The sequence below is a fragment of the Ruegeria atlantica genome (assembly GCF_013032505.1).
Classification (GTDB): Bacteria; Pseudomonadota; Alphaproteobacteria; order Rhodobacterales; family Rhodobacteraceae; genus Ruegeria; species Ruegeria atlantica_F.
Genome location: NZ_WQCG01000003.1, coordinates 295,628 through 316,960, shown reverse-complemented (window position 1 = coordinate 316,960; position 21,333 = coordinate 295,628). Strand labels below are relative to the sequence as shown.

Sequence of the window (21,333 nt, the reverse complement as noted above, 5' to 3'; positions counted from 1 at the left end):
TAAGTGTGTCAGAGCCAGCCATGACCGATCACGGACACAGCCAGCAAGAGATTGCCGAACGCATCAACGCGCCTCCGGGGCGCGGTGTTTTGAGGGACGTGGTCTATGGTGGGATCGATGGGTCCGTAACCACCTTTGCAATTGTGGCGGGCGTGGCCGGGGCGGGGCTGTCACCCTTCATTATCGTCGCGCTGGGGCTGGCCAATGTATTGGCGGACGGATTTTCCATGGCGGCGGGAAACTACTCGGGCACTAAGGCCGAGTTGGATAATATCCGCCGCATCCGGTCCATCGAAGAACGCCACATCAGGCTGTACCCCAAAGGCGAACGGGATGAAGTGCGGGCGATCCTTTTTCAAAAGGGGCTGTCCGGTCGCGTGCTGGATGAGGCGACAGACGCCATCACGGCCAACCGCGACAACTGGATCAATCTGATGATTGAGGGGGAATACGGATTGGGCAGCGTCGATCCGAATCCGTTCAAGGCAGCGATGGCGACGTTTTTAGCGTTTCTTGTGGCAGGTATGGTTCCACTGTTGCCGTTTCTGCTGTCGCTGGACCAGGCCTTTCAGTTGTCGGCTGTCATGACCATGGGGGTCTTTTTCGTCATTGGCGCCCTAAAAAGCCGTTGGTCGCTGGCCCCGTGGTGGCGGTCAGGTCTTGAGACATTTGTGATCGGTGGTGCGGCAGCTCTGATGGCATATTTCGTGGGCTCGTTATTCCATCCCTAGCGACCAGAACCGTCGCTGGGCACATGATGAGTCTGTTGCCCTTCCGCGGCAGCGCTGAACATCGTCAGGCTGATAATCGATAGACCGTTTCTTGCCTGGGATAGGTTCACGATGAACGACGATACCCGCAAAAAAATTTGATTTTTCGGACTGTTGCGCAGACCGACACCCGGCTAGGTTGTCGGCACACTCGCCCGGAGGCTTCACTTGGAATCCCTGCTCGTTCTCGTTGGATTGATCGTACTGGCCATCCCGGTGGCAATTCTTGTCCTGTTGGTGTCACACGTCCGCCTGCGCCGCAGAGTCGAGCAGCTTGAACAGCAGATCCGCGCATTTGATGGCAACCTGCCAGAGCAGGAAGCAACAGCGGAAGCGCCGCAATCGGATGAAAAAAAGGGCTCTCCCTGGCCCGCAGTCAAAGCAAAGGAACCAGAAGTCAAAACGGAGGTGGAGGGCACCGCACCGAAGCCGCAGAAGATACCGGCACCGGTGTCGGCCGGAAGTGACCGTATTGCAATATTGAGCGCTTGGTTGCGCGAGAACTGGTTCTACGCGGTTTCGGCGCTGTCATTGGCTTTGGCTGGCATATTCCTGGTTCAATACGGAGTTGAAAGCGGGCTGTTGTCGCCATCGATGCGCGTCGTTGCCGCTTTGATATTCGGCGTCGCGTTGATCGGTGCGGGGGAGGTGATCCGCCGGAGGTTTGGTGACGACGAGTCATCGGCCACGGCTTACCTGCCATCGGTCTTTTCCGGGGCAGGGCTGGTGACGCTCTTCGGTGGGTTGTTGGCGGCTAGGCAGTTATACGAACTGATTGGCCCCGAAGCGGCACTAATCGCAATGGTGGTCGTTGCGCTTGTAGGGCTAATTCTGGGCTGGTTCCACGGTCCCCTGTTGGCTGCGGTCGGTCTGATCGGCGCGTTTGCCGCACCTTTCGTGGTAGGCGGTACTTCATCGGATCCCGGCTGGTTGTACGGGTACTTCTTTGTGATCACAGTCCTTGGGTTGGGTATAGACACCGTGCGGCGTTGGGCATGGATATCCATCCTGACGCTAGTAGGGGCATATGTTGCGTGCCTACTGCTTGTGCTTTCCGCTCCTGTGACCGAACCGGGGTATCTGGTTGGTGTGACGGCATTGGCGATCATCGCAATTGTTATCCCCGTTAGGCGCATCTGGCCTGATCACGAGGGACCGATGATCAGTGAGATCATTGCGACTAAAAAAGGCCTGCAGTGGCCCGAGTTTCCCACGCGCCTTGCCTTTGGCGCGGTGACGGTCACCTCAGTGATCCTGGCAATACACTGGCCTGACACGGCCGCCGAATTTTGGCTGGGCGCCATGCTGTTGGCAGGTCTCACGCTGGCATTGCTGACTTGGGCCAGCAACGCGCGGGCGTTGCAGGATCTGACCGTACTGCCTGCTGTCGGGCTGATGTGGTTCGTTCTGATCCACGGTTGGGACTATGGCGTTGTCGCGCGCCGTTTCGCCGAAACCTACGCCGAAACCGCTGAGGCGGATGCCCCATGGGCAGTAACTCTGCTAGTGGCTTTGGGCGCGTTGATCTCGGTCCTTGCAGCTTGGCGATCTTTCCGCGCAACCGAGTACCCGGCAATTTGGGCCGGTGGCGCTGCGGTTTTTGCGCCAGGGTTGGCTATCGCGCTAGAGCTTGGATGGCATCCTGCAGAGGTAATCGGGGCATACCCTTGGGCCCTGCATGCGGTTGCGTTGGCGGTGATGATGGTCATTCTGGCCGCACGCTTTGCGCAGGTCGATGGCGAAAATCGGCTGCGGGCGGCATTGGTGACCTTGTCGGCTTTGTCCTGCCTGACCTTTGCTTGTGTAATTGTCCTCAGCTCAGCCGCCTTGACCATTGCATTTGTCGCCCTGATCGTGACCGCGGCTGTGTTGGATCGGCGCTTTGATTTGCCACCGATGGGGTGGTTCATCTGGGCCGGTGTGTTTACCGTAACGCTCCGACTTGTGCTAAACCCTGGTCTGGATTGGGCAGACGCCGCGCCGGTCGCGGAAATGACGCTTGTCTATGCTACAGCGACCATAGGATTTCTCGGGGCATGGGCCATCCTGCGACCGTTGAACCGACCGGTCGTCGCCCTGCTTCTGGAAAGCGCGGCTTGGGCGACGGCTGGCATTTTGCTGTCCTTGCTATTGCTGCGCTGGCTCGAAGGTTTTGGGGATGGCGGTGCCCACGACAGCCACTGGGGTCTGGGGCTGATGTCCCTGATCTGGCTGTTGCTGGCCTGCGCGCAGGTGCGGCGGTTCGAATTGGGCGGGAAACTTAACTATGCGCGATACGGGCTGGCGTTGTTTTTTGCGGCACATGGTGTTGTTCGCCTGGCGCAAGCGCTGACTGAGGCGAGTCCTTTGCTTAATCCGCAAGCCGACCCGGTGCTTGGGGGGGCGTTGTTGAATACACTCGCGGTTGCCTACCTGTTGCCCGCAATTGTTTTGGCGTTGTCGGCATCTTGGCTGCCCGCACTGCATCCGCGCTTGAAGCAGGCGTGCTTTGGGCTGGCGATAGCATTGGGGGCAGTCTGGCTGGGCTTGACCATTCGCCATGTCTGGCAGGGGGCCAGCGGTATGTATGAAGGCAATGGCGTGACCCAGCCCGAGCTTTATACATACACCATGGCTCTGCTGCTTGTTGGTGCGGGGCTATTCTATCAGTCACTCGCCCGCCGGTCGGACATGATGCGCAAGGCGGGATTGGTTGTCATCGGGTTTGCCGTGGCCAAGGTTTTCCTGGTTGATATCGCTGGTTTGGGTGGGCTGATCCGTGTGTTCTCTTTGCTGGCGCTGGGCCTTGCTTTGGCTGGCCTGGCATGGCTGAACCGTTGGGCCAAACTGCGCCATTCGCCGCAGGACCCGGAACCACTGGACCATTAGGCGCGGGCGTCCTATAAGCCCGGCATGTATGACCGTATGGCCATCATTATTCGAATTATATCCCCGGCGCTCTGATATCGCGAGACGCCGGGCAAAGGTGCTTGAGAATTCGCACTGACCGCTTCGATCCAAACACGACAAGATCATCCTGAGGACGCCCCCAATGTGCGCCGACACGACCCAAACACCTGACTACAAAGACACGCTGAACCTGCCCAAAACCGACTTTCCCATGCGCGCTGGCCTGCCCAAACGCGAGCCCGCATGGTTGGAACGCTGGGAGAAAATCGGTGTCTATGACCGCCTGCGTGAAAAAGAGAACCGCACGCCCTTCACGCTGCACGATGGCCCCCCTTACGCCAACGGTCACCTGCACATCGGGCACGCGCTGAACAAGACGATCAAGGACATGATCGTACGATCCCATCAGATGATGGGTCATGATGCGCGCTATGTGCCTGGCTGGGACTGCCACGGCCTGCCAATCGAATGGAAGATCGAGGAACAGTACCGCAAGAAGGGCAAGAACAAGGATGAGGTGAACATCGTCGATTTCCGTCAGGAATGCCGCAAGTTCGCCGAAGGCTGGATCGACATCCAGCGCGACGAGTTCAAGCGTCTGGGCATCACCGGCAACTGGCCGGACCCCTACATCACAATGGACTACCACGCCGAGGCCGTGATCGCAGACGAGTTCATGAAGTTCCTGATGAACGGCACTTTGTATCAGGGCTCAAAACCTGTGATGTGGTCGCCCATCGAGAAAACCGCTTTGGCCGAGGCTGAGGTCGAGTACCACGACAAGGAAAGCTTCACCATCTGGGTGAAATTCAAAGTCGTAAATGCGGGCGATCTTGATGACGCTTTTGTTGTGATCTGGACGACGACTCCGTGGACCATGCCGTCGAACAAAGCGGTCGTGTATGGTAAGGATATCTCTTACGGCCTGTACGAAGTCACGGGCGCACCTGAGGAATGCTGGGCCGGTGTCGGAGAAAAGTTCCTGCTGGCGGACAATCTGGCCGCCGACGTGCTAGGCCGCGCCCGTCTGAACGACGACCAGTGGACTCGTGTCCGCGATGTGACAACCGATGAACTGGAAGGTGTCCAACTGACCCACCCGCTGGCTGGTGCCGAGGGCGGCAATGGCGAATGGGACGACATCCGTGACTTCCGTGCGGCTGAGTTCGTGACCGATACCGAAGGTACCGGCTTCGTTCACTGTGCGCCGTCGCATGGTATGGAAGAATTCGAGCTTTATCGCGATCTGGGCATGCTCGAGCAGGTCATCACCTATAACGTAATGGATGACGGCTCGTTCCGTGCCGATCTGCCGTTCTTTGGCGGCAAATACATCCTGTCCCGCAAGGGTGGCGAGGGTGACGCGAACAAAGCTGTCATCGACAAGCTGGTCGAGGTTGGTGGGTTGCTGGCGCGTGGCAAGATCAAGCACAGCTATCCGCATTCGTGGCGCTCGAAAGCTCCGATCATCTATCGCAACACGCCGCAGTGGTTTGCATCCGTTGACCGCAAGCTGGACGATGGCATGGGCGAGATGGGCGACACCATCCGCGAACGCGCTCTGCGCTCGATCGACGAGCTGGTGAAATGGACGCCGCAGACCGGCCGTAACCGCCTGTATTCGATGATCGAAGCGCGCCCGGACTGGGTTCTGTCCCGCCAGCGCGCCTGGGGCGTGCCGCTGACCTGCTTCACCAAAAAGGGTGCTCTGCCCACCGATGCAGACTACCTGCTGCGCAACGAAGACCTCAACGCACGCATCAAGGCGGCGTTCGAGAAAGACGGCGCGGATGTCTGGTATACCGATGGCTTCAAAGAGAAGATCCTCGACGGTATCGCCAACCCCGACGATTACGATCAGGTCTTCGACGTGCTGGACGTGTGGTTTGACTCAGGGTCCACCCACGCTTTCGTTCTGCGCGACCGCGAAGATGGCACCGAGGACGGCATCGCGGATGTCTACATGGAGGGCACCGACCAGCACCGCGGTTGGTTCCATTCCTCGATGCTGCAGGCTTGCGGTACCAAGGGTCGTGCGCCGTATCGCAACGTGGTGACCCACGGCTTCACACTGGATGCCAAGGGCAACAAAATGTCCAAGTCGCTGGGCAACACCATCGTGCCGGAAGAGGTCATCAAACAGTACGGTGCCGATATCCTGCGCCTTTGGGTGGCTCAGACCGACTACACCGCCGATCAGCGGATCGGGCCGGAGATTCTGAAAGGTACCGCCGACAGCTATCGTCGCCTGCGTAATACCATGCGGTTCATGCTGGGTTCGCTGGCGGACTTCACCGAAGCTGACCGGGTGGACGCTGCGGATATGCCGCGTCTGGAACGCTGGGTGCTCAGCCGCCTGGCCGATCTGGATGAACAGGTGCGCAAGGGCTATGCTGCGTTCGATTTCCAAGGCGTGTTCAGCGCTGTGTTCACTTTTGCTACGGTCGATCTGTCTTCCTTCTATTTCGACGTCCGCAAGGATGCGCTGTACTGCGACGGCGACAACCTGCGTCGTCGCTCGGCGCGCACCGTGTTGGACATCCTGTTCCATCGCCTGACCACCTGGCTGGCGCCGGTTCTGGTCTTCACCATGGAAGAGGTCTGGCTGGAGCGGTTCCCGAGTGACGACAGCTCGGTCCATCTGATCGATTTCCCCGACACGCCCGCCGACTGGCGCGACGCCGAGCTTGAGGCGAACATGGCCAAGGTTCGCCGTGTCCGTCGTGCCGTCACGGCTGCGCTTGAGGTGCAGCGTCAGGACAAGGTCATCGGCTCGAGCCTCGAAGCCGCGCCGATTGTTCATGTCGAAGATGGAGAGATCCGCGATCTGCTGGCGACCTTCGACGTGGATGACATGTGCATCACATCCGGCTTGTCCGTCACCGGCGATCCGGCCCCAGCCGAAGCATTCCGCGTGCCCGAGATCGAGGGCGTCGCGGTGGTCTTTGAAAAGGCCGAGGGCGAGAAGTGCCAGCGTTGCTGGAAAATCTTGCCCGACGTCGGGCTGCACGCCCATCCGGGCGTTTGCGGACGCTGCAACGACGCATTGGGATAATCAACCAACCCCCGGCCAGATTGGCCGGGGGTTTTTCGTTCCAACCTTGCGCGCCGGTCGTCGATCTGAGACGCTGTTTTCATGTCGATGATTGCCGTTGAAACTCAGTTTGGCCGTCTTGGGGTTGAAGAAACCGACGGGGCCATCACCCGCCTTGTCTGGAACGGGCGCAACGAAGGCCCCGCCACGCCGCTGTTGCAAGAGGCTGCCGCACAGTTGACCGCTTACGATCAGGGGCAGTTGGATGCGTTCGACCTGCCTTACCATGTTGACGGCTCAGAATTTCAAAGACAGGTTTGTGACCTAATGTACGCCATTCCGTTGGGGGAAACCCGCACGTATGGAGACATCGCAAAAGAGCTGGGTCAGCCTCCGCAGCCGGTGGGGCAGGCCTGCGGCGCGAACCCGATCCCAGTGATCATTCCCTGCCACCGGGTGCTGTCCGCCAATGGTCTTGGCGGTTTCTCTGGCGATGGTGGGGTTGAGACCAAAGTGGCCCTTCTGCGCCATGAACGCGCGGCTGGCTTGCTGATCTGATCCGCGAAAACCAGTTGCAATCCACGTGTTCGCGGCCCAACCTATATCAGTTACTGAATTTGAAGGACCGCATTGCATGACTGCCCATACAGACCCGGCCGCTCGCAAAAAGGCCATCATTGACCGCTTGATGTCGCTGGAAGAACAGGAACTGGCAACCGCGCAGGCACATTACGATGCCTTTTTGAAGGACTCGCAGCTGGATGACCGCGAAGGCCACGATAAGGATGATATTGCTGCCTCGCGCGAAAATGCGGATCTGGCGGCGGCATTTGATGCACCCGTTCATGCGCATCACGCCAAGATTGATGTGATCGAAAACACGGATTTCAGCCTGACAGACCGGGTTCAACCAGGCGCAGTGGTCAAGTTCAACAATCGTCGGTTCGTCGTCTGTGTTTCGACCACGCGGTTTGATGTGGACGGCAAGACCTATATGGGGATTTCAACCCAGAGCCCGATTTTCCTAGCCATGACCGGTTTACAAGAAGGCGATGTGTTCACTCACAACGGGACCGAGTTTGAGGTTGAGGAAGTCCTGTAACCCCTAGCTGTTGCGTTGCGGGATCAACTGCTGTGCGATGCCCGCCGAAACCAGGTAGAGGCTGGTTATAACCAGACCCCAATGCGCCCAGCTTTCTGGGTGAAAGTCGACCCATGCTGCCCACCCAGCGAAAAACGTCCAGGCGAATGCAATCGGCAGTGAGACGTTACGCCAGCGTTCCGTTCGCACCGGGTGAATGAATTTCAATGGCAAGAACATTGCCAGCGACAACAGCGATACCAGCAGCAAGATCACCCAAAAATTGGGTTCCAGCGCGAAGATCACGATGACGAACATGTTCCAGCAGCCCGGAAACCCAGAGAAAGAGTTGTCCTTGGTCTTCATCCGCGTATCCGCGAAATACATGGCGCTGCCGAAAGTGATCACGATGATTGCAAACCACCCGGTCCAACCATCCATCAGCCCCGATTTGAACAATGCGAAGGCCGGGATGAAGACATAGGTCAAATAGTCGATGATCAGGTCCAGCAGAACGCCGTCAAATTCGGGCGCGTTCTTTTTGACGTGGTAATGGCGCGCAAGCGGACCGTCGATACCGTCGACGATGAACGAGATCACCAGCCATAAATACATCAAGCTCCATTTTTCTTCGACGGCCGCGAGCATGGCCAGCATTGCAAAGACGGCACCAGTCGCGGTGAACAGATGTACGGAAAGGGCTTTGAGTTTTATTGTCATTTGTGTCTCTTGGACGATGCGCGCTGCAGATGCAAACTAAAAGCCCGGCCAGTGTTGAATTCCGGACGTCAACGGGTGAATCGGAATTAAGCCTTGGGGTGGGCGCGGTTGTAGACTTCCATCAGCCGGGCGGTGTCAACGGCCGTATAGGCCTGAGTGGTGGACAGCGAAGCATGGCCCAATAACTCCTGAATGGCGCGCAGATCGCCGCCGGCCGATAGTAGGTGGGTGGCAAAACTGTGCCGCAATGCGTGCGGCGTGGCGGTTGCCGGCAGGCCAAGTTGCATCCGGGCCTTGGCCATCACACCCTGAATCGCGCGAGGATTGAGAGCACCACCACGTACACCGCGAAACAGAGCCTTGTCCCGGGACTGTGGGTGAGGGCAGAGCTGCAGGTAACGCTCAACGGCGGTGCGGGCCGCCGGAATAACAGGAACGATGCGTTCCTTATCACCCTTTCCCAAAATGCGCAGGCTGTCCGGCAATGGAGCGTCGCGTCCTGTCAGGGACAATGCCTCGGAGATCCGTAGGCCACACCCATAGAGCAGCGTGACCACAGCGACGTCGCGGGCCGAGATCCAATCGTTGGTTGACTGCAATTCGACCGTGTCGATCATCGCTCGAGCGGCGTCTTCTGCCAGCGGTCGGGGGAGTTTCTTGGTGAATTTTGGAGCGCGTGTGGACAGAACGGCGGTGGGTTCAAAGCCTTCACGCTCGGACAGCCAGCGGTAGAAGCTTTTGACCGCTGAGAGTTTTCGCGCCAGTGAGCGCGCGCCAACTCCTGCACCGCGCTGATCGGCCATCCATGCGCGCATGTCAGACACGGTGATCCGGGCCAGCGGGGCCAGTCCCTGACGTTCATTGTGGTGCAGCGTCATGAATGACAGAAACTCGGTGACATCACCGCGATAGGCGGCCTGCGTGTTTTCCGATCGCCCCGCCAGCGCGCTCAAGCTGTCCAGCCAATGTTGTAACGCGTCGCGGCAGGCGGGTGAGATCAGGCTCACGACAGCCAGTGGCGCATCGAACGTTCAAAGACGCCAGCGAAGAATGAAAGAAGGTCGGTGCCCAATTGCGGCGAGAAGTGATTGCGGTCCCGCGCGCTCATCACGATCATGCCCGGAAGGCGGCCATCGCCCAGATCCAATCTCAGGCAGGCCTCTGACCGCAGGTGATCCGCGTTGGCTCCGAAAATTCTGTGAGTCGGGTGGAGGATCTCGCGTAGCACCACGTCGCGGGCTGGCCCGCTGCGGTCGAAGGTCAGGTAGTTGTCTACGAAACCGGGTTCGACAACGGACAGAACACCGCCCAATGTGTCTATGGCGGGGTCTTCCTGCGTGGCCGTGGATTCCAAAATCAGTTTGACCCGATCAACACGCAGGATTTCGGCCACATCCGTGCCGAGCGTGCGCAGGAAGTCTTCGAATTCGGCCGGTTCCAGCATGCGGATGATCGCGCGATGAACCTGATTTGTGCCCGCGAGGTTTTCGTATGCAGCGGCGATGACTGACCGGTGTGTATCTTCCAGCCTGTCCAGTCGTTCCTCGAGCCGCTGCATGGCGATGCCGCGCAAATCGATGACGTTGTCACCGCGCGCCTGCTCGTTGGCGGTTACAAGGGCCTGCATCAGGTCCTTGTCGTCCAACACGGCGTCTGGTTCGGCCAGAATCGCGGCGCGCAAGTTATCCTTGAGTTTGGTGTTGCTGCTCATGTCCCGCTCGGTCTTTTTTTGTTGAGGGGCTTATAACACGAGTTTTAGCGGTTTCCTTGGAAAAAATGCATTGGCAGTGCATTTCATTCCAGTTGTTGCGAATGGCTCCCGCCTGCGAAACCTTGATCAAAGATCAAGGCTTGGCAGTTGGGCCGGGCGCGGCACCTGGCGGTGCCGCGCGGTCGCGCAAATGCTTAGAGGATTTTCTGACCGGTCTTGGCCCAGTCGGCCAGGAAGGTTTCCAAGCCTTTGTCGGTCAGCGGGTGGTCAGCCAGTTTCTTGATGACCGCTGGAGGTGCCGTGATCACGTCGGCGCCGATGCGGGCGCTGTCGGTGACGTGGTTCACGGTGCGGATTGAAGCCGCCAGGATTTCGGTCTCGTACCCGTAATTGTCATAAACCTGACGGATGTCTGCGATCAGGTCCATACCATCAAGGTTGATGTCATCCAGACGCCCGATAAATGGCGAGATGAAGGTAGCGCCCGCTTTTGCGGCCAGAATTGCCTGATTGGTCGAGAAGCAGAGCGTCACGTTAACCATCTGGCCTTCGTCGCTGAGCGTTTTGCAGGTTTTCAGACCGGCCCATGTGAGTGGCACTTTAACAGCAATGTTCGGTGCAATCTTGGCCAGCTTGCGGCCTTCGGCGATCATATCTTCGGCTTCGGTGGCCACGACTTCGGCCGAGACAGGGCCGTCGACCAGATCACAGATCTCTTTGGTTACTTCCAGAATGTCGCGACCTGATTTCAGGATCAGCGAAGGGTTGGTGGTCACACCGTCCACCATGCCCAGATCGTTAAGTTCGGCGATGGCGTCGATCTCGGCTGTGTCTACGAAGAATTTCATGCGGGCAGTCCTTTGATGGGTTGGCCTTGGTCGCGGATGGCTTTACCTCAAAGAGACCCATGCTGAAACCCCCTGACCCAAGGATATGCGGTGAGCACTCAGGAGTATTTTGACCAAGGTGAGCTGGTGGCGGTCCTGACCACACAGCCCCTGGACCGGACGCTGGACTACAAGGCGCCCGAGGGTGGTTGTTTTCTGGGCGCGTTTGTTGAGGTTCCGCTGGGGCCACGAAAAGTTCTGGGTGTTGTTTGGGGCCCGGGGCAAGGTGGGTTCGATCTGAACAAGGCGCGGTCGATAATCCGCGTGCTTGAGGTCGCGCCAATGCGCGAAGAGATGCGCCTGTTTCTGGGGAAGGTCGCCGATTATACGCTGACGCCGATGCCTGCGATGTTGCGTTTGGCAACCCGGGCGCCGGGGTTGGGTGACCCACCGTCGATGCGCAAAATCTACCGGCTGGGAACTGGCGAGCCGGATCGAATGACCGACGCCCGGACGCGTGTGCTGGAGGTTTTGCGTGATTATGGTGGACTGGCTTTCACCCTGAAAGAACTTGCAGAACAGGCCGGTGTGACGTCTTCGGTTGTCAAAGGGTTGGTCAAGCAGGGCGCAGTTCGGGAAGAGGACAGCCCAAGGGACTTACCCTATCCGCATCTGGATCCGGATCTGCCTGGCAAGGCGCTGACCAAGGATCAGGCGGCTGCGGTTCAGAAACTTCATGAAGGTCAACGGTCCGGAGAATATGGAACAACGCTGCTAAAAGGCGTTACGGGCTCGGGCAAGACCGAAGTATATCTGGAGGCGGTGGCCGAGGCGCTGCGCATGGGAAAACAGGCGTTGGTCTTGCTGCCTGAGATTGCGCTGACAGCGGAGTTTCTTACGCGGGTGGAGGCGCGGTTCGGTGCGCGCCCGGCGGAGTGGCATTCAGGCGCGACCATGACGGAACGCCGCCGGGTCTGGCGGATGGTCGGGCAGGGGGATGCTCAGATGGTGATCGGCGCGCGCTCGGCCCTATTCCTTCCATTTCGAAATCTTGGTCTCGTGGTGGTAGATGAGGAACACGACACTTCTTACAAACAAGAAGACGGTGTGCATTACAGCGCGCGGGACATGGCCGTGCTGCGGTCCGCTATTTGCGGCGCGCGGGTGATATTGGCCAGCGCGACGCCTTCGCTGGAAAGCTGGGCAAATGCCGAGGCGGGCAAATACGAACGGGTTGATCTGACTTCGCGCTTCGGTGCTGCTGTCCTGCCCGAGATGAAGCCAATCGATATGCGCGCTGAACAAATGCAGCCGGGAACATGGATTTCTCCGTCGCTGCGGCAGGCTGTGCGGCAACGGATCGAGAGGGGCGAGCAATCGCTGTTGTTTATTAACCGACGTGGCTATGCGCCGGTGACATTGTGTCGGGCTTGCGGGGAACAGATCGCCTGTGATCATTGCGACGCCCGGATGGTTGAGCACCGCTTCTTGAAACGGCTGATGTGTCATCAATGCGGTGAGACCAAGCCGATGCCCGAGGAATGCCCTTCGTGCGGGGTCGAGGGGAAACTGGCCCCGGTCGGGCCAGGAATTGAGCGTCTGGCCGAAGAGGCCGAAACGACCTTTCCCGAAGCGAAGATCGCGATGCTGAGCTCTGATCTGTTCGGATCGGCCCGGGCCCTGAAAGCCAAGATCGAAGAGATTGCCCAAGGCGACGCGGATATCATCATCGGGACGCAGTTGGTCGCCAAAGGGCATAACTTTCCCAAGCTGACTCTGGTCGGTGTGATCGACGCCGATCTCAGCCTCCACGGCGCTGATTTACGCGCCGCTGAACGGACGTTCCAATTGATGCGCCAGGTTGCAGGCCGCGCAGGCCGGGCGGATAAGCCAGGGCAAGCGCTGTTGCAAACGTTCCAGCCCGAGCACCCGGTCATCCGTGCGATCTTGTCCGGGGATGAGGAAGGCTTCTGGAAGGCCGAGGCTGCCGGGCGGCAGGCGGCTGGTGTACCACCTTATGGACGAATGGCGGGGATTGTCCTGTCCGGACCCGAGGTGGGACCGGTGTTCGATATTGGAAATGCGATGGCCCGCAACGATGCACCCCTGCGTGATATCGGGGCGCAGGTCTTTGGACCGGCTCCAGCCCCCATCGCCCGCATTCGTGGCCGACACCGTGTGCGATTGCTGGTCAAAGCCCCGAAAGGTGCACCAATTCAAGATGCAATCGCACGATGGATCGCGCCCTTGCGTCTTAAGGGCGACCTGCGATTAACCGTGGATATCGACCCACAGAGCTTCTACTGATCTCTGCATCAGCGCAGACCCACTGTGCGCGCGCTGCTTCCCTCTCGCCAAAAACAAAAAATGGGCGTAGAGGAGTCCCATGCTGAAACCAATGCCCCTATCCGAGGCGCAGAGCCTTCCGTTCTGGCGTCGCCCAGTGACGCTCCTGTTCATGATGGCGCTGACCATGCCCATCGCCTTCAACGGGTGGAGCGCGTTGCTGAACAACTTCGTCATCGAAGTGGCGAATTTCGATGGAGCGGACATCGGATTGCTGCACACGGTGCGTGAAATCCCTGGTTTCCTAGCCGTTGGCGTAATCGCGGTAATCATTTTTGTGCGCGAGCAGGTATTGGCGATGATCTCGCTGATGATGCTGGGCGTGGCGACTGCGGTTACCGCATGGTTCCCCAGCCTTGGTGGGTTGCTGTTTGTCACTCTCTTCAGCTCGATCGGGTTTCACTACTACGAAACGGTGAACCAATCGTTGCAGCTTCAATGGCTGCCTAAGGACCGCGCACCGCAGGTTTTGGGTTGGTTGGTTGCCATGGGGTCCGCCGCGACAGCCGTGGTCTATGGCCTGATCGTTCTCACATGGGACCGGTTTGATCTGTCCTACAACCTTGTTTTCATGGCCGCTGGCGGTGTGACTACCTTGCTGGCGCTGTTCTGTCTGTTTGCGTATCCGCAATTTGATGCCCCAACTCCGCAGACAAAAAAACTGGTCCTGCGCCGTCGTTACTGGTTGTATTACGCGCTGCAATTCATGGCCGGTGCACGACGTCAGATCTTTGTCGTGTTCGCGGGCTTTATGATGGTCGAGAAGTTCGGGTTTGAAGTTCACGAACTGACCAGCCTCTATCTGATCAATCTGGTGATCAACATGGCGGCGGCTCCGATGTTGGGCAAGGCCGTATCGATGTTTGGTGAACGCCGCACGCTGATCTTCGAATATGCCGGCCTGGCGATCGTCTTCGCAGCCTATGGCGGGGTCTATTGGTTCGGTTGGGGCGTCGTGTTGGCCGCAACTCTGTATGTGATCGACCATGTACTGTTTGCGTTGGCACTCGCGTTGAAGACCTACTTCCAAAAGATCGCCGATCCTGCGGATATCGCACCGACGGCTGCAGTGGCCTTTACCATCAACCATATTGCCGCTGTGTTCTTGCCGGCGCTTTTGGGTCTGCTGTGGGTTATCTCGCCGGGCGCCGTCTTTGCGCTTGCCGCTGCGATGGCGATGATCTCGCTGGGTTTGTCTTTGCTGATCCCACGTCACCCGGAACCAGGGAACGAAACGATCCTGTCGAAATACGCAGCAGCGCCAGCTGAATAGGCGCCAAAGCTTGACCTTGGCGGGCCATCGCCATAGGCGCTGTGTCAATTGATACAGGAGGCCCCCATGCCCACATTCACTGCGCTGACCACGTTGACCGGTAAAAAATCTGCCGAAGGGCTGGGCGAAGCGATGGAGCGACTGGATCCGGAACCCACTGGTGTTGGCGTCTTTGAGGTAGAGGACGGTTCCGGCCTGTGGGAAGTTGGCGGGTATTTCACGGAAACGCCGGACGAAACCGCGCTGGCCGTTCTGGCCGCCGCGTTTGAGGCGAAGCCTTTCGTAGTGTCAGAACTACCTGAAACGGATTGGGTGGCCCATGTGCGCCGGGAATTGGCCCCGGTCGAAGCAGGGCGGTTCTTTGTCTATGGCAGCCACGATGCCGACAAATTGCCCGAAGGACGTATCCCTTTGCTGATCGAGGCTGCAATGGCCTTTGGCACTGGTCACCACGGGACCACTTTGGGGTGTCTGAAGGCGCTGGATCATCTTCTGAATGACGGATTCACGGCCACGAAAGTGGCCGATATCGGCTGCGGAACGGCCGTGCTGGCCATGGCGGCAGCCCGAGTCTGGGAAGGCGAGATCATCGCCAGTGATATCGATCAGGTGGCTGTTGATGTCGCCGAGGCCAACCTGAAGGCAAATGGAATGGCAGGCGAAGTCCGTTGCGTGGAAGCGGCTGGATTTGATCATCCTGAGTTGGGCGCGATCGCGCCTTACGATCTGATTTTCGCAAATATCCTCAAGGGTCCCCTTGTTGCTTTGGCCCCCGAAATCGCAGCGAATCTGCGTGTCGGAGGCTATGCGGTTTTGTCCGGAATCCTTAACGAACAAGCCGATGACGTGGTTTCTGTTTATCTACAAAACGGGTTCAATTTAGCAAGAAAAGACCAAATTGGTGAGTGGACGACGCTAATATTAAGCAAACAGGGCTAAATCTAGGCCATTTGCTGGAGCTTTCTGGAATTTCGCCTCGATTTTGTCGCATTCTGTTTTTACCGTCTTAACCTGGAATCGGGGGGCGGTTTTGGAGGCTGCCATGACGGGAAAACAACTTGAATTCGATCAGCGCGTTAATCGCCTGAACAAGAAACATGCTAAACTAAGCCGTGGCTATCGCGCGACGATGCGCAAGGACGGGCTGGTTGTGATGAAACCACAAAGGGTGAAGTCAGCTTTGCCCCTGAAGTTTCTTCTCATGTGCCTGCTTGGGTTGTTCGCGTTCAAGACGTTCTTACTGACAAGCCTTGGCCCATCGGGCTATCAGTACAGGGTTGATGCATTGAACGAAGGCACCTCGGTTGAAAAAGCGGGTGCGTGGGTGATGCAAATCGACCCGGTTTCGCTGATGCTTTCGCAACAACTGGCGGGGCTTCTTCCTTAAAATCAGGGCAGATGTAACAGAAACGCCGCGCATTCTGCATGCGCGGCGTTCTGCTTTGCCCCCGAGGGAGGGAAGGGGCATATGAGTGGGTGGTGCGTTAAATCTTAACGACGACCTTCGGCCACGACGTCAATATCGCCACGGCACAGTCCGATATCTTCCAGTTCGCGATCCGTCAGACCGCTCAGCGTGTTACGTGTCACACGGGCGTCATTCCATTCGACAACGGCGTTCACGACCGATGCGAAATATGCGCCGATACGGCCAACGAGGCCGAATGAGCCAGTGGTGGTGCGGGTTGTGTCCAGTGCAGCCATATCCTGTTTCCTTCTGGTTTGAGTTTACGTTTTGATCGTTCGTTCTGAGCCGCATCTAGTGCCGCCAATTCGGCTGTGCAAGTGCGGAAATTGCAACCGTCCTATGCATTTTTTGCAGGGCTAGAAATTCATTAGAACCCCTTAATTTATTGGCCATTTTTGGTTCATGAAACGTGTCGATTTCAGACTTTTGGCTGTCGCAAACCGGCCGTTTTGTCGCGCGCGAAACAGGTCTGTCGTTTTTGGACATTCTGTCAATTCGCTTGGAAAATGTTCACGCTTCGTGCTAATCCGTAAGAAAGATCACAAAAAACCCGAGCAGGCCGAGGCAAAACATGCGAATTTTGGGCATTGATCCGGGGCTTAGGACCCTGGGATGGGGCGTCATCGAATCGCATGGTAGCCGCCTGAGCCATGTTGCAAACGGGTTGTGCAAGTCTGACGGCGATGATTTGGGCGAACGCTTGCTGTCGCTGCACAATCAGATCGTCGAGGTCATTGCAGAACATCAGCCCGACCAGGCAGCGATCGAACAAACCTTCGTCAACAAGGACGGGGCCGGCACGCTGAAGCTGGGCCAGGCGCGCGGCGTGGCCTTGCTGACGCTGGCGCAAGCAGGGTTGCCTGTCGGCGAATACGCACCCAACCGCGTCAAGAAAACCGTTGTGGGCGTTGGCCATGCTGAAAAAGAGCAGGTCCTTCACATGGTCAAATTGCAACTGCCTGGTTGTCAGCCCAAAGGGGCGGATGCGGCAGACGCGCTGGCGATCGCCATCTGTCATTCATATTACGGTGCCGCGCCGCAGGCGCGCATGAAAGAGGTGCGGGCATGATTGGAAAACTGACAGGACGTCTGGATTATCGTGCAGCCGACCACATTCTGATTGACGTCCGTGGGGTCGGATACCTCGTCTATTGTTCAGACCGGACCATGGCCGCATTGCCGGGCGTCGGCGAGGCCGTCTCGATCTATACTGACATGGTCGTTCGCGAAGACCTGATGCAGCTTTACGGTTTCCTGTCATTGGTTGAGAAGGAATGGCATCGCCTGCTGTGTTCGGTTCAGGGTGTTGGTGCAAAGGTGTCGCTGGCCATTCTTTCCGCTCTGGGTCCGGATGGGGTCAGCCGAGCCATTGCGCTTGGCGATTGGGGCGCCGTAAAGGCCGCGAAAGGCGTGGGCCCGAAGACGGCGCAGCGGATCGTGCTGGATCTCAAAGATAAGGCGCCGGGTGTGATGGCAATGGGTGGCACTGTGACCGAGGCGATGGATGGCCCCGAGTTGGAGGTCGTTGAGCTGTCTGAACCGGCACCGGTGCCGAAACGGGTGGCCAAACCTGTTTCGGGATCAGCTGCTGCATCCGCGGGCGCATTGTCGGCCCTTGGCAATTTGGGCTATGGACCGTCCGAGGCGGCCTCGGCCGTGGCCGAAGCTGCCGCAAGCCTGCCCGACGCGGGTGAGGCTGAATTGATCCGGGCGGCGCTCAAGCTGCTGGCACCGAAAGGGTGACTGAATGGTAGACGCCGATCCCACTTTGCGCCCCGAGCCCATGCCCGAGGATAACGATCGCGCCCTGCGTCCGCAGGGGTTGGATGAATTCATTGGTCAGGCCGAGGCGCGGGCCAATCTACGCATTTTTATCCAATCCGCCCGCCAGCGAGGCGAGGCGATGGATCACACACTGTTTCACGGCCCGCCTGGGCTGGGTAAGACGACGCTGGCACAGATCATGGCGCGCGAATTAGGGGTGAATTTCCGCATGACCTCAGGGCCGGTTTTGGCCAAAGCCGGTGATCTGGCCGCGATCCTGACCAATCTGGAATCCCGCGATGTGCTGTTCATCGACGAAATCCACCGGTTGAACCCGGCCGTCGAAGAGGTCCTGTACCCGGCGATGGAAGATTTCGAGCTGGACCTGGTGATTGGCGAAGGTCCGGCGGCACGGACGGTGCGGATCGAATTGCAGCCGTTTACTTTGGTCGGCGCAACCACGCGAATGGGCCTGCTGACGACACCTTTACGCGACCGATTTGGCATTCCGACGCGATTGCAGTTCTACACGGTGGACGAGTTGCATGAGATCGTCACACGCAACGCCCGCAAACTGGGCGCACCTGCTGATGACGCAGGCGCCCGCGAGATTGCGCGCCGATCACGCGGCACGCCGCGGATTGCGGGCCGATTGCTGCGACGGGTGGTGGATTTCGCCATCGTCGAAGGCGACGGGCGCATTACCCTCGATCTGGCAGATGGCGCGCTGACGCGGTTGGGTGTGGATAATCTGGGCCTGGATGGCGCCGACCGGCGATACCTAAAGCTGATCGCTGAGAACTATGCCGGTGGTCCGGTTGGGATTGAGACCCTGTCGGCTGCACTGTCGGAAAGCCGCGACTCGCTGGAAGAAGTGATCGAGCCCTATTTGCTGCAGCAAGGTCTGATCCAGCGAACGCCACGGGGGCGAATGCTGGCGCAGAAGGCTTGGACGCATCTGGGAATGGCGGCACCAAAGGGCCAGAGCGATCTGTTTGGTTGAAGCTGAGGCCTTTAGATTTTATGCCTTCGGCGAGAGTACTTTCGAAAAGATGAAGGATTGGGCGTGACCCCCGAAGACATTCAGTCGTTGTTCACCCGTGAAAGCGGAGAGTTCCTGTTCGCACGTTGGGGGCGACCCATCGTGCCCATCGTCTTTGGGGTCGAGGATGAAACGTTGACCACCGTCAAGGGCGCTTTTGAGGCCGTCGTAAGCTTGGCCGATCACAAAATGGCCGAGACGGATCCGGAACTTGGTGCGAACTGCATGGTGTTCTTCTTCCGTGACTGGAAGGAACTGTTGGAGGTCCCAGATCTGGATCGGTTGGTTCCCGATCTTGCGCCGCTGGTGGATCGGCTGATCGCGGCGGATGCAAATCAGTATCGGGTGTTCCGCTTTGAAGAAGACGGTGCGATCCGGGCCGCGTTTGTTTTCCTGCGCATGGACGAAGAGCTATCCAAGGTTCCGGCCGAGACTCTGGCACTTAGTCAGGTAGTGCAGACCATCCTGTTGTGGTCCGACACCGCTTTTCGAACGCAGTCGCCGCTGGCGGTCGCGGGTGAGGCGACGATCTTGCGCCCGGACATCGCCGGGTTGATCCGCGCAGCATACGATCCGGTATTGCCGGGAGCCTCACAGGATCCGGCGCACGCTTTGCGGCTGTTCGCGCGGTTGCAGTCGCAGTCTTAGGGCCGATAGAGGCTATTTACGATTGGATGCGTTTCGGTGTTGAAATGCAGTCAACAGGTCGCTTCCCGCGTCGTAAAAGGCATCACTACCCACCAAATCTGTCACACCGTATCTGTCCAGCTCTGACCGCACATGGGGGTCGACCAGTAGGAAAACCAGCTTGATGTTCCTCGCCTGCAGGAGCTTTAGGACGTTGCGCAGCGTGTAGCCTGCGGTGAAATCCACGTCATCAATGGCCGAGGCCTCGATGCAGAACCACCGAACTTCGGTGTCGGGGTTTCGAGTGATTGCGGTGATCTCATCCGACAGCCGCTGTGCATTCGCGTAGTAAAGGCTGTGAGAGAAGCGATAAATCACCAGGCCGGGTTCGAATTGGTTCGGCCCGGCTATGGATTTTGAGTGCCAGCCGCCGTCTTTGTATTTGACGATCACCGAGTTCTTGGGGTGGTACCCACGTCGGGTATGGTCGATCAGTGACAGGACCATGGCAAAGATGATGCCCTGTTCGACCCCAACGAAGACGACAACTGCAGTTGTGGCGACTGCAATCCAGAATTCGGATCGGGCTTGTCGGTAGATTGCAATCAGGCCCTTCAGATCGATCAGTTTGAGGCCGATCAGAAACACGACAGCCGACAGCGCCGCATTTGGCAAATAGGCTAGTGGGCCAGTCAGGAAGAGGATAACCACTAAGACAATCAATACGGTCGTTAGTTGAGCCACCTGACTGCGGCCACCTGCGCTCGCCACCATCTCGGTTTTTGTCGGGCTGCCATTTACAACGAATGTGCCCGAGAAGGCTGCCCCAAGATTGGCCAGACCCAGCCCGACAAGGTCCGTGTTCTCGCTGAACCTTTCTTCGTAACGTGCCGCGTAGGCCCGCGAGGTCGCGGCGCTTTGGGCCAGTATCACAACGAAAATGGACAATGCAGTTGGCAGCAGTTGTTTGAAAAGGGTCCAGCTCCAATCCACGTTTGGGATCGACAGAGCAGGCAGGCCGCTGGGCACCGGGCCCAGTACGGCGATGCCGGATGCCGAAAATTGCAAGGCCCAGCTGCAAAGGATCACTCCAAGGATGGCGAATAACGGGCCGGGTAGCTTCGGGGACAACCGACGGCATCCGACAACGACCGACAGAACCGCCAACGAAACCGCCAATGTCGGCCAGCTTGTCTGACCAATGTTCTGAAAGACTGCCTGTAGCTTGGCAATGGTTCCGTGGCCTTCACTTTCGATCCCCAAAAGGCCCGGGATTTCGCCGGTTGCGACCTGAATGCCAACGCCTGTCAGGAAGCCGACAAGGACGGTTCGGGATAAGAAGTCAGCCAAAAACCCCAGTCCGATGAGGCGCGCTGCAATCAACAAAACCGCTGCCATCAGCGCCAGTAAGGACGCCAGCGCCAGATACTCGGACGAGCCCGATACCGCCATGCCGGCAAGGGCCGAGGCCGTGATGGCCGCCGTGGCAGAATCCGCGCCCACGACGAGGTGGCGGGACGAGCCGAACAAAGCGAACAGCGCCATTGGGATAAGGATCGTGTACAACCCCGTCACAACCGGTGTACCCGCGATCTTGGTGTAGCCCATGACCTCGGGGATCGCGAGGCAGGCAAAGGTCAGGCCTGCCAAGACCTCGGCAGGCAAGGTCGCGCGGTCGAACGGCAAAACGCCCTGAAGGACTGGAAGAAGGAAATTTCTTTCTTCATTTTGTCCTTTAGCCATTGAAACCCCTATCGTTTCACTCGGTCTGGCTGAAAGCC

Annotated in this window: 19 protein-coding genes; 13 read left to right on the top strand and 6 right to left on the bottom strand. The window is 58.4% G+C overall.

Going from position 1 to position 21,333, the window contains the following annotated elements; translation table 11 throughout:
• The first annotated feature begins 20 nt into the window (after window positions 1-20).
• The 5 genes from GOW92_RS13215 to GOW92_RS13195 all read left to right on the top strand — a co-directional run bounded on the left by GOW92_RS13215 (window position 21) and on the right by GOW92_RS13195 (window position 7,795).
• Window positions 21-731: a VIT1/CCC1 transporter family protein gene (locus tag GOW92_RS13215; RefSeq protein WP_170561065.1), complete on the top strand. Its 711-nt coding sequence runs from the start codon at window positions 21-23 to the stop codon at window positions 729-731.
• A gap of 207 nt (window positions 732-938) precedes the next feature.
• Window positions 939-3,638: a DUF2339 domain-containing protein gene (locus tag GOW92_RS13210; protein ID WP_170561064.1), complete on the top strand. Its 2,700-nt coding sequence runs from the start codon at window positions 939-941 to the stop codon at window positions 3,636-3,638.
• A 163-nt stretch (window positions 3,639-3,801) separates the two neighbouring features.
• A complete protein-coding gene (gene ileS / locus GOW92_RS13205; RefSeq protein ID WP_170561063.1) occupies window positions 3,802-6,714 on the top strand; it encodes an isoleucine--tRNA ligase in 2,913 nt (970 codons plus the stop codon).
• 81 nt (window positions 6,715-6,795) lie between these two features.
• Entirely contained in the window at window positions 6,796-7,251 is a 456-nt protein-coding gene (locus GOW92_RS13200) for a methylated-DNA--[protein]-cysteine S-methyltransferase (RefSeq protein ID WP_170561062.1), read from the top strand.
• 76 nt (window positions 7,252-7,327) lie between these two features.
• Window positions 7,328-7,795 carry a hypothetical protein gene (locus GOW92_RS13195; RefSeq protein ID WP_170561061.1) on the top strand — a complete coding sequence of 156 codons (468 nt, stop codon included), beginning with the start codon at window positions 7,328-7,330 and terminating at the stop codon, window positions 7,793-7,795.
• Window positions 7,796-7,798: 3 nt separating this feature from the next.
• Here GOW92_RS13195 and GOW92_RS13190 read toward each other — a convergent pair whose 3' ends face one another.
• The 4 genes from GOW92_RS13190 to fsa all read right to left on the bottom strand — a co-directional run bounded on the left by GOW92_RS13190 (window position 7,799) and on the right by fsa (window position 11,053).
• Entirely contained in the window at window positions 7,799-8,494 is a 696-nt protein-coding gene (locus tag GOW92_RS13190) for a CDP-alcohol phosphatidyltransferase family protein (protein ID WP_170561060.1), read from the bottom strand.
• 86 nt (window positions 8,495-8,580) lie between these two features.
• Complete coding sequence (locus GOW92_RS13185) at window positions 8,581-9,501, bottom strand: tyrosine recombinase XerC (protein WP_170561059.1); 921 nt, start codon at window positions 9,499-9,501, stop codon at window positions 8,581-8,583.
• Complete coding sequence (locus tag GOW92_RS13180; protein ID WP_170561058.1) at window positions 9,498-10,205, bottom strand: DUF484 family protein; 708 nt, start codon at window positions 10,203-10,205, stop codon at window positions 9,498-9,500. The genes GOW92_RS13185 and GOW92_RS13180 overlap by 4 nt, the downstream gene beginning before the upstream one ends.
• Window positions 10,206-10,399: 194 nt before the next feature.
• Window positions 10,400-11,053, bottom strand: coding sequence for a fructose-6-phosphate aldolase (gene fsa, locus GOW92_RS13175; protein ID WP_170561057.1), 654 nt, complete (start codon window positions 11,051-11,053; stop codon window positions 10,400-10,402).
• A 90-nt stretch (window positions 11,054-11,143) separates the two neighbouring features.
• Here fsa and GOW92_RS13170 point away from each other — a divergent pair, with 90 nt between their 5' ends.
• The 4 genes from GOW92_RS13170 to GOW92_RS13155 all read left to right on the top strand — a co-directional run bounded on the left by GOW92_RS13170 (window position 11,144) and on the right by GOW92_RS13155 (window position 16,038).
• Complete coding sequence (locus tag GOW92_RS13170; RefSeq protein WP_170561056.1) at window positions 11,144-13,339, top strand: primosomal protein N'; 2,196 nt, start codon at window positions 11,144-11,146, stop codon at window positions 13,337-13,339.
• 79 nt (window positions 13,340-13,418) lie between these two features.
• On the top strand, window positions 13,419-14,651 hold the full coding sequence (locus tag GOW92_RS13165; protein ID WP_170561055.1) for an MFS transporter: 1,233 nt from the start codon (window positions 13,419-13,421) through the stop codon (window positions 14,649-14,651).
• A 66-nt stretch (window positions 14,652-14,717) separates the two neighbouring features.
• Window positions 14,718-15,590, top strand: a complete 873-nt coding sequence (locus tag GOW92_RS13160) for a 50S ribosomal protein L11 methyltransferase (protein ID WP_170561054.1) — start codon at window positions 14,718-14,720, stop codon at window positions 15,588-15,590.
• A 103-nt stretch (window positions 15,591-15,693) separates the two neighbouring features.
• The gene (locus tag GOW92_RS13155) at window positions 15,694-16,038 is read left to right on the top strand and encodes a hypothetical protein (protein ID WP_170561053.1); all 345 of its coding nucleotides are present in this window, start codon (window positions 15,694-15,696) and stop codon (window positions 16,036-16,038) included.
• Between the two features lie 104 nt (window positions 16,039-16,142).
• Here the strand turns inward: GOW92_RS13155 and GOW92_RS13150 are convergent, their stop codons facing one another.
• Entirely contained in the window at window positions 16,143-16,355 is a 213-nt protein-coding gene (locus GOW92_RS13150) for a DUF1127 domain-containing protein (RefSeq protein ID WP_108861009.1), read from the bottom strand.
• A gap of 335 nt (window positions 16,356-16,690) precedes the next feature.
• Here GOW92_RS13150 and ruvC point away from each other — a divergent pair, with 335 nt between their 5' ends.
• From ruvC to GOW92_RS13130, 4 genes are all read left to right on the top strand, one after another.
• On the top strand, window positions 16,691-17,188 hold the full coding sequence (gene ruvC / locus GOW92_RS13145) for a crossover junction endodeoxyribonuclease RuvC (protein ID WP_170326920.1): 498 nt from the start codon (window positions 16,691-16,693) through the stop codon (window positions 17,186-17,188).
• A complete protein-coding gene (gene ruvA, locus GOW92_RS13140; protein ID WP_170561052.1) occupies window positions 17,185-17,862 on the top strand; it encodes a Holliday junction branch migration protein RuvA in 678 nt (225 codons plus the stop codon). The genes ruvC and ruvA overlap by 4 nt, the downstream gene beginning before the upstream one ends.
• Window positions 17,863-17,866: 4 nt before the next feature.
• A complete protein-coding gene (ruvB, locus tag GOW92_RS13135; RefSeq protein ID WP_170561051.1) occupies window positions 17,867-18,886 on the top strand; it encodes a Holliday junction branch migration DNA helicase RuvB in 1,020 nt (339 codons plus the stop codon).
• A 63-nt stretch (window positions 18,887-18,949) separates the two neighbouring features.
• Window positions 18,950-19,573 carry a hypothetical protein gene (locus GOW92_RS13130; RefSeq protein WP_170561050.1) on the top strand — a complete coding sequence of 208 codons (624 nt, stop codon included), beginning with the start codon at window positions 18,950-18,952 and terminating at the stop codon, window positions 19,571-19,573.
• Between the two features lie 12 nt (window positions 19,574-19,585).
• Here the strand turns inward: GOW92_RS13130 and GOW92_RS13125 are convergent, their stop codons facing one another.
• Complete coding sequence (locus tag GOW92_RS13125; RefSeq protein WP_170561049.1) at window positions 19,586-21,295, bottom strand: SulP family inorganic anion transporter; 1,710 nt, start codon at window positions 21,293-21,295, stop codon at window positions 19,586-19,588.
• Window positions 21,296-21,333 lie beyond the last annotated feature (38 nt).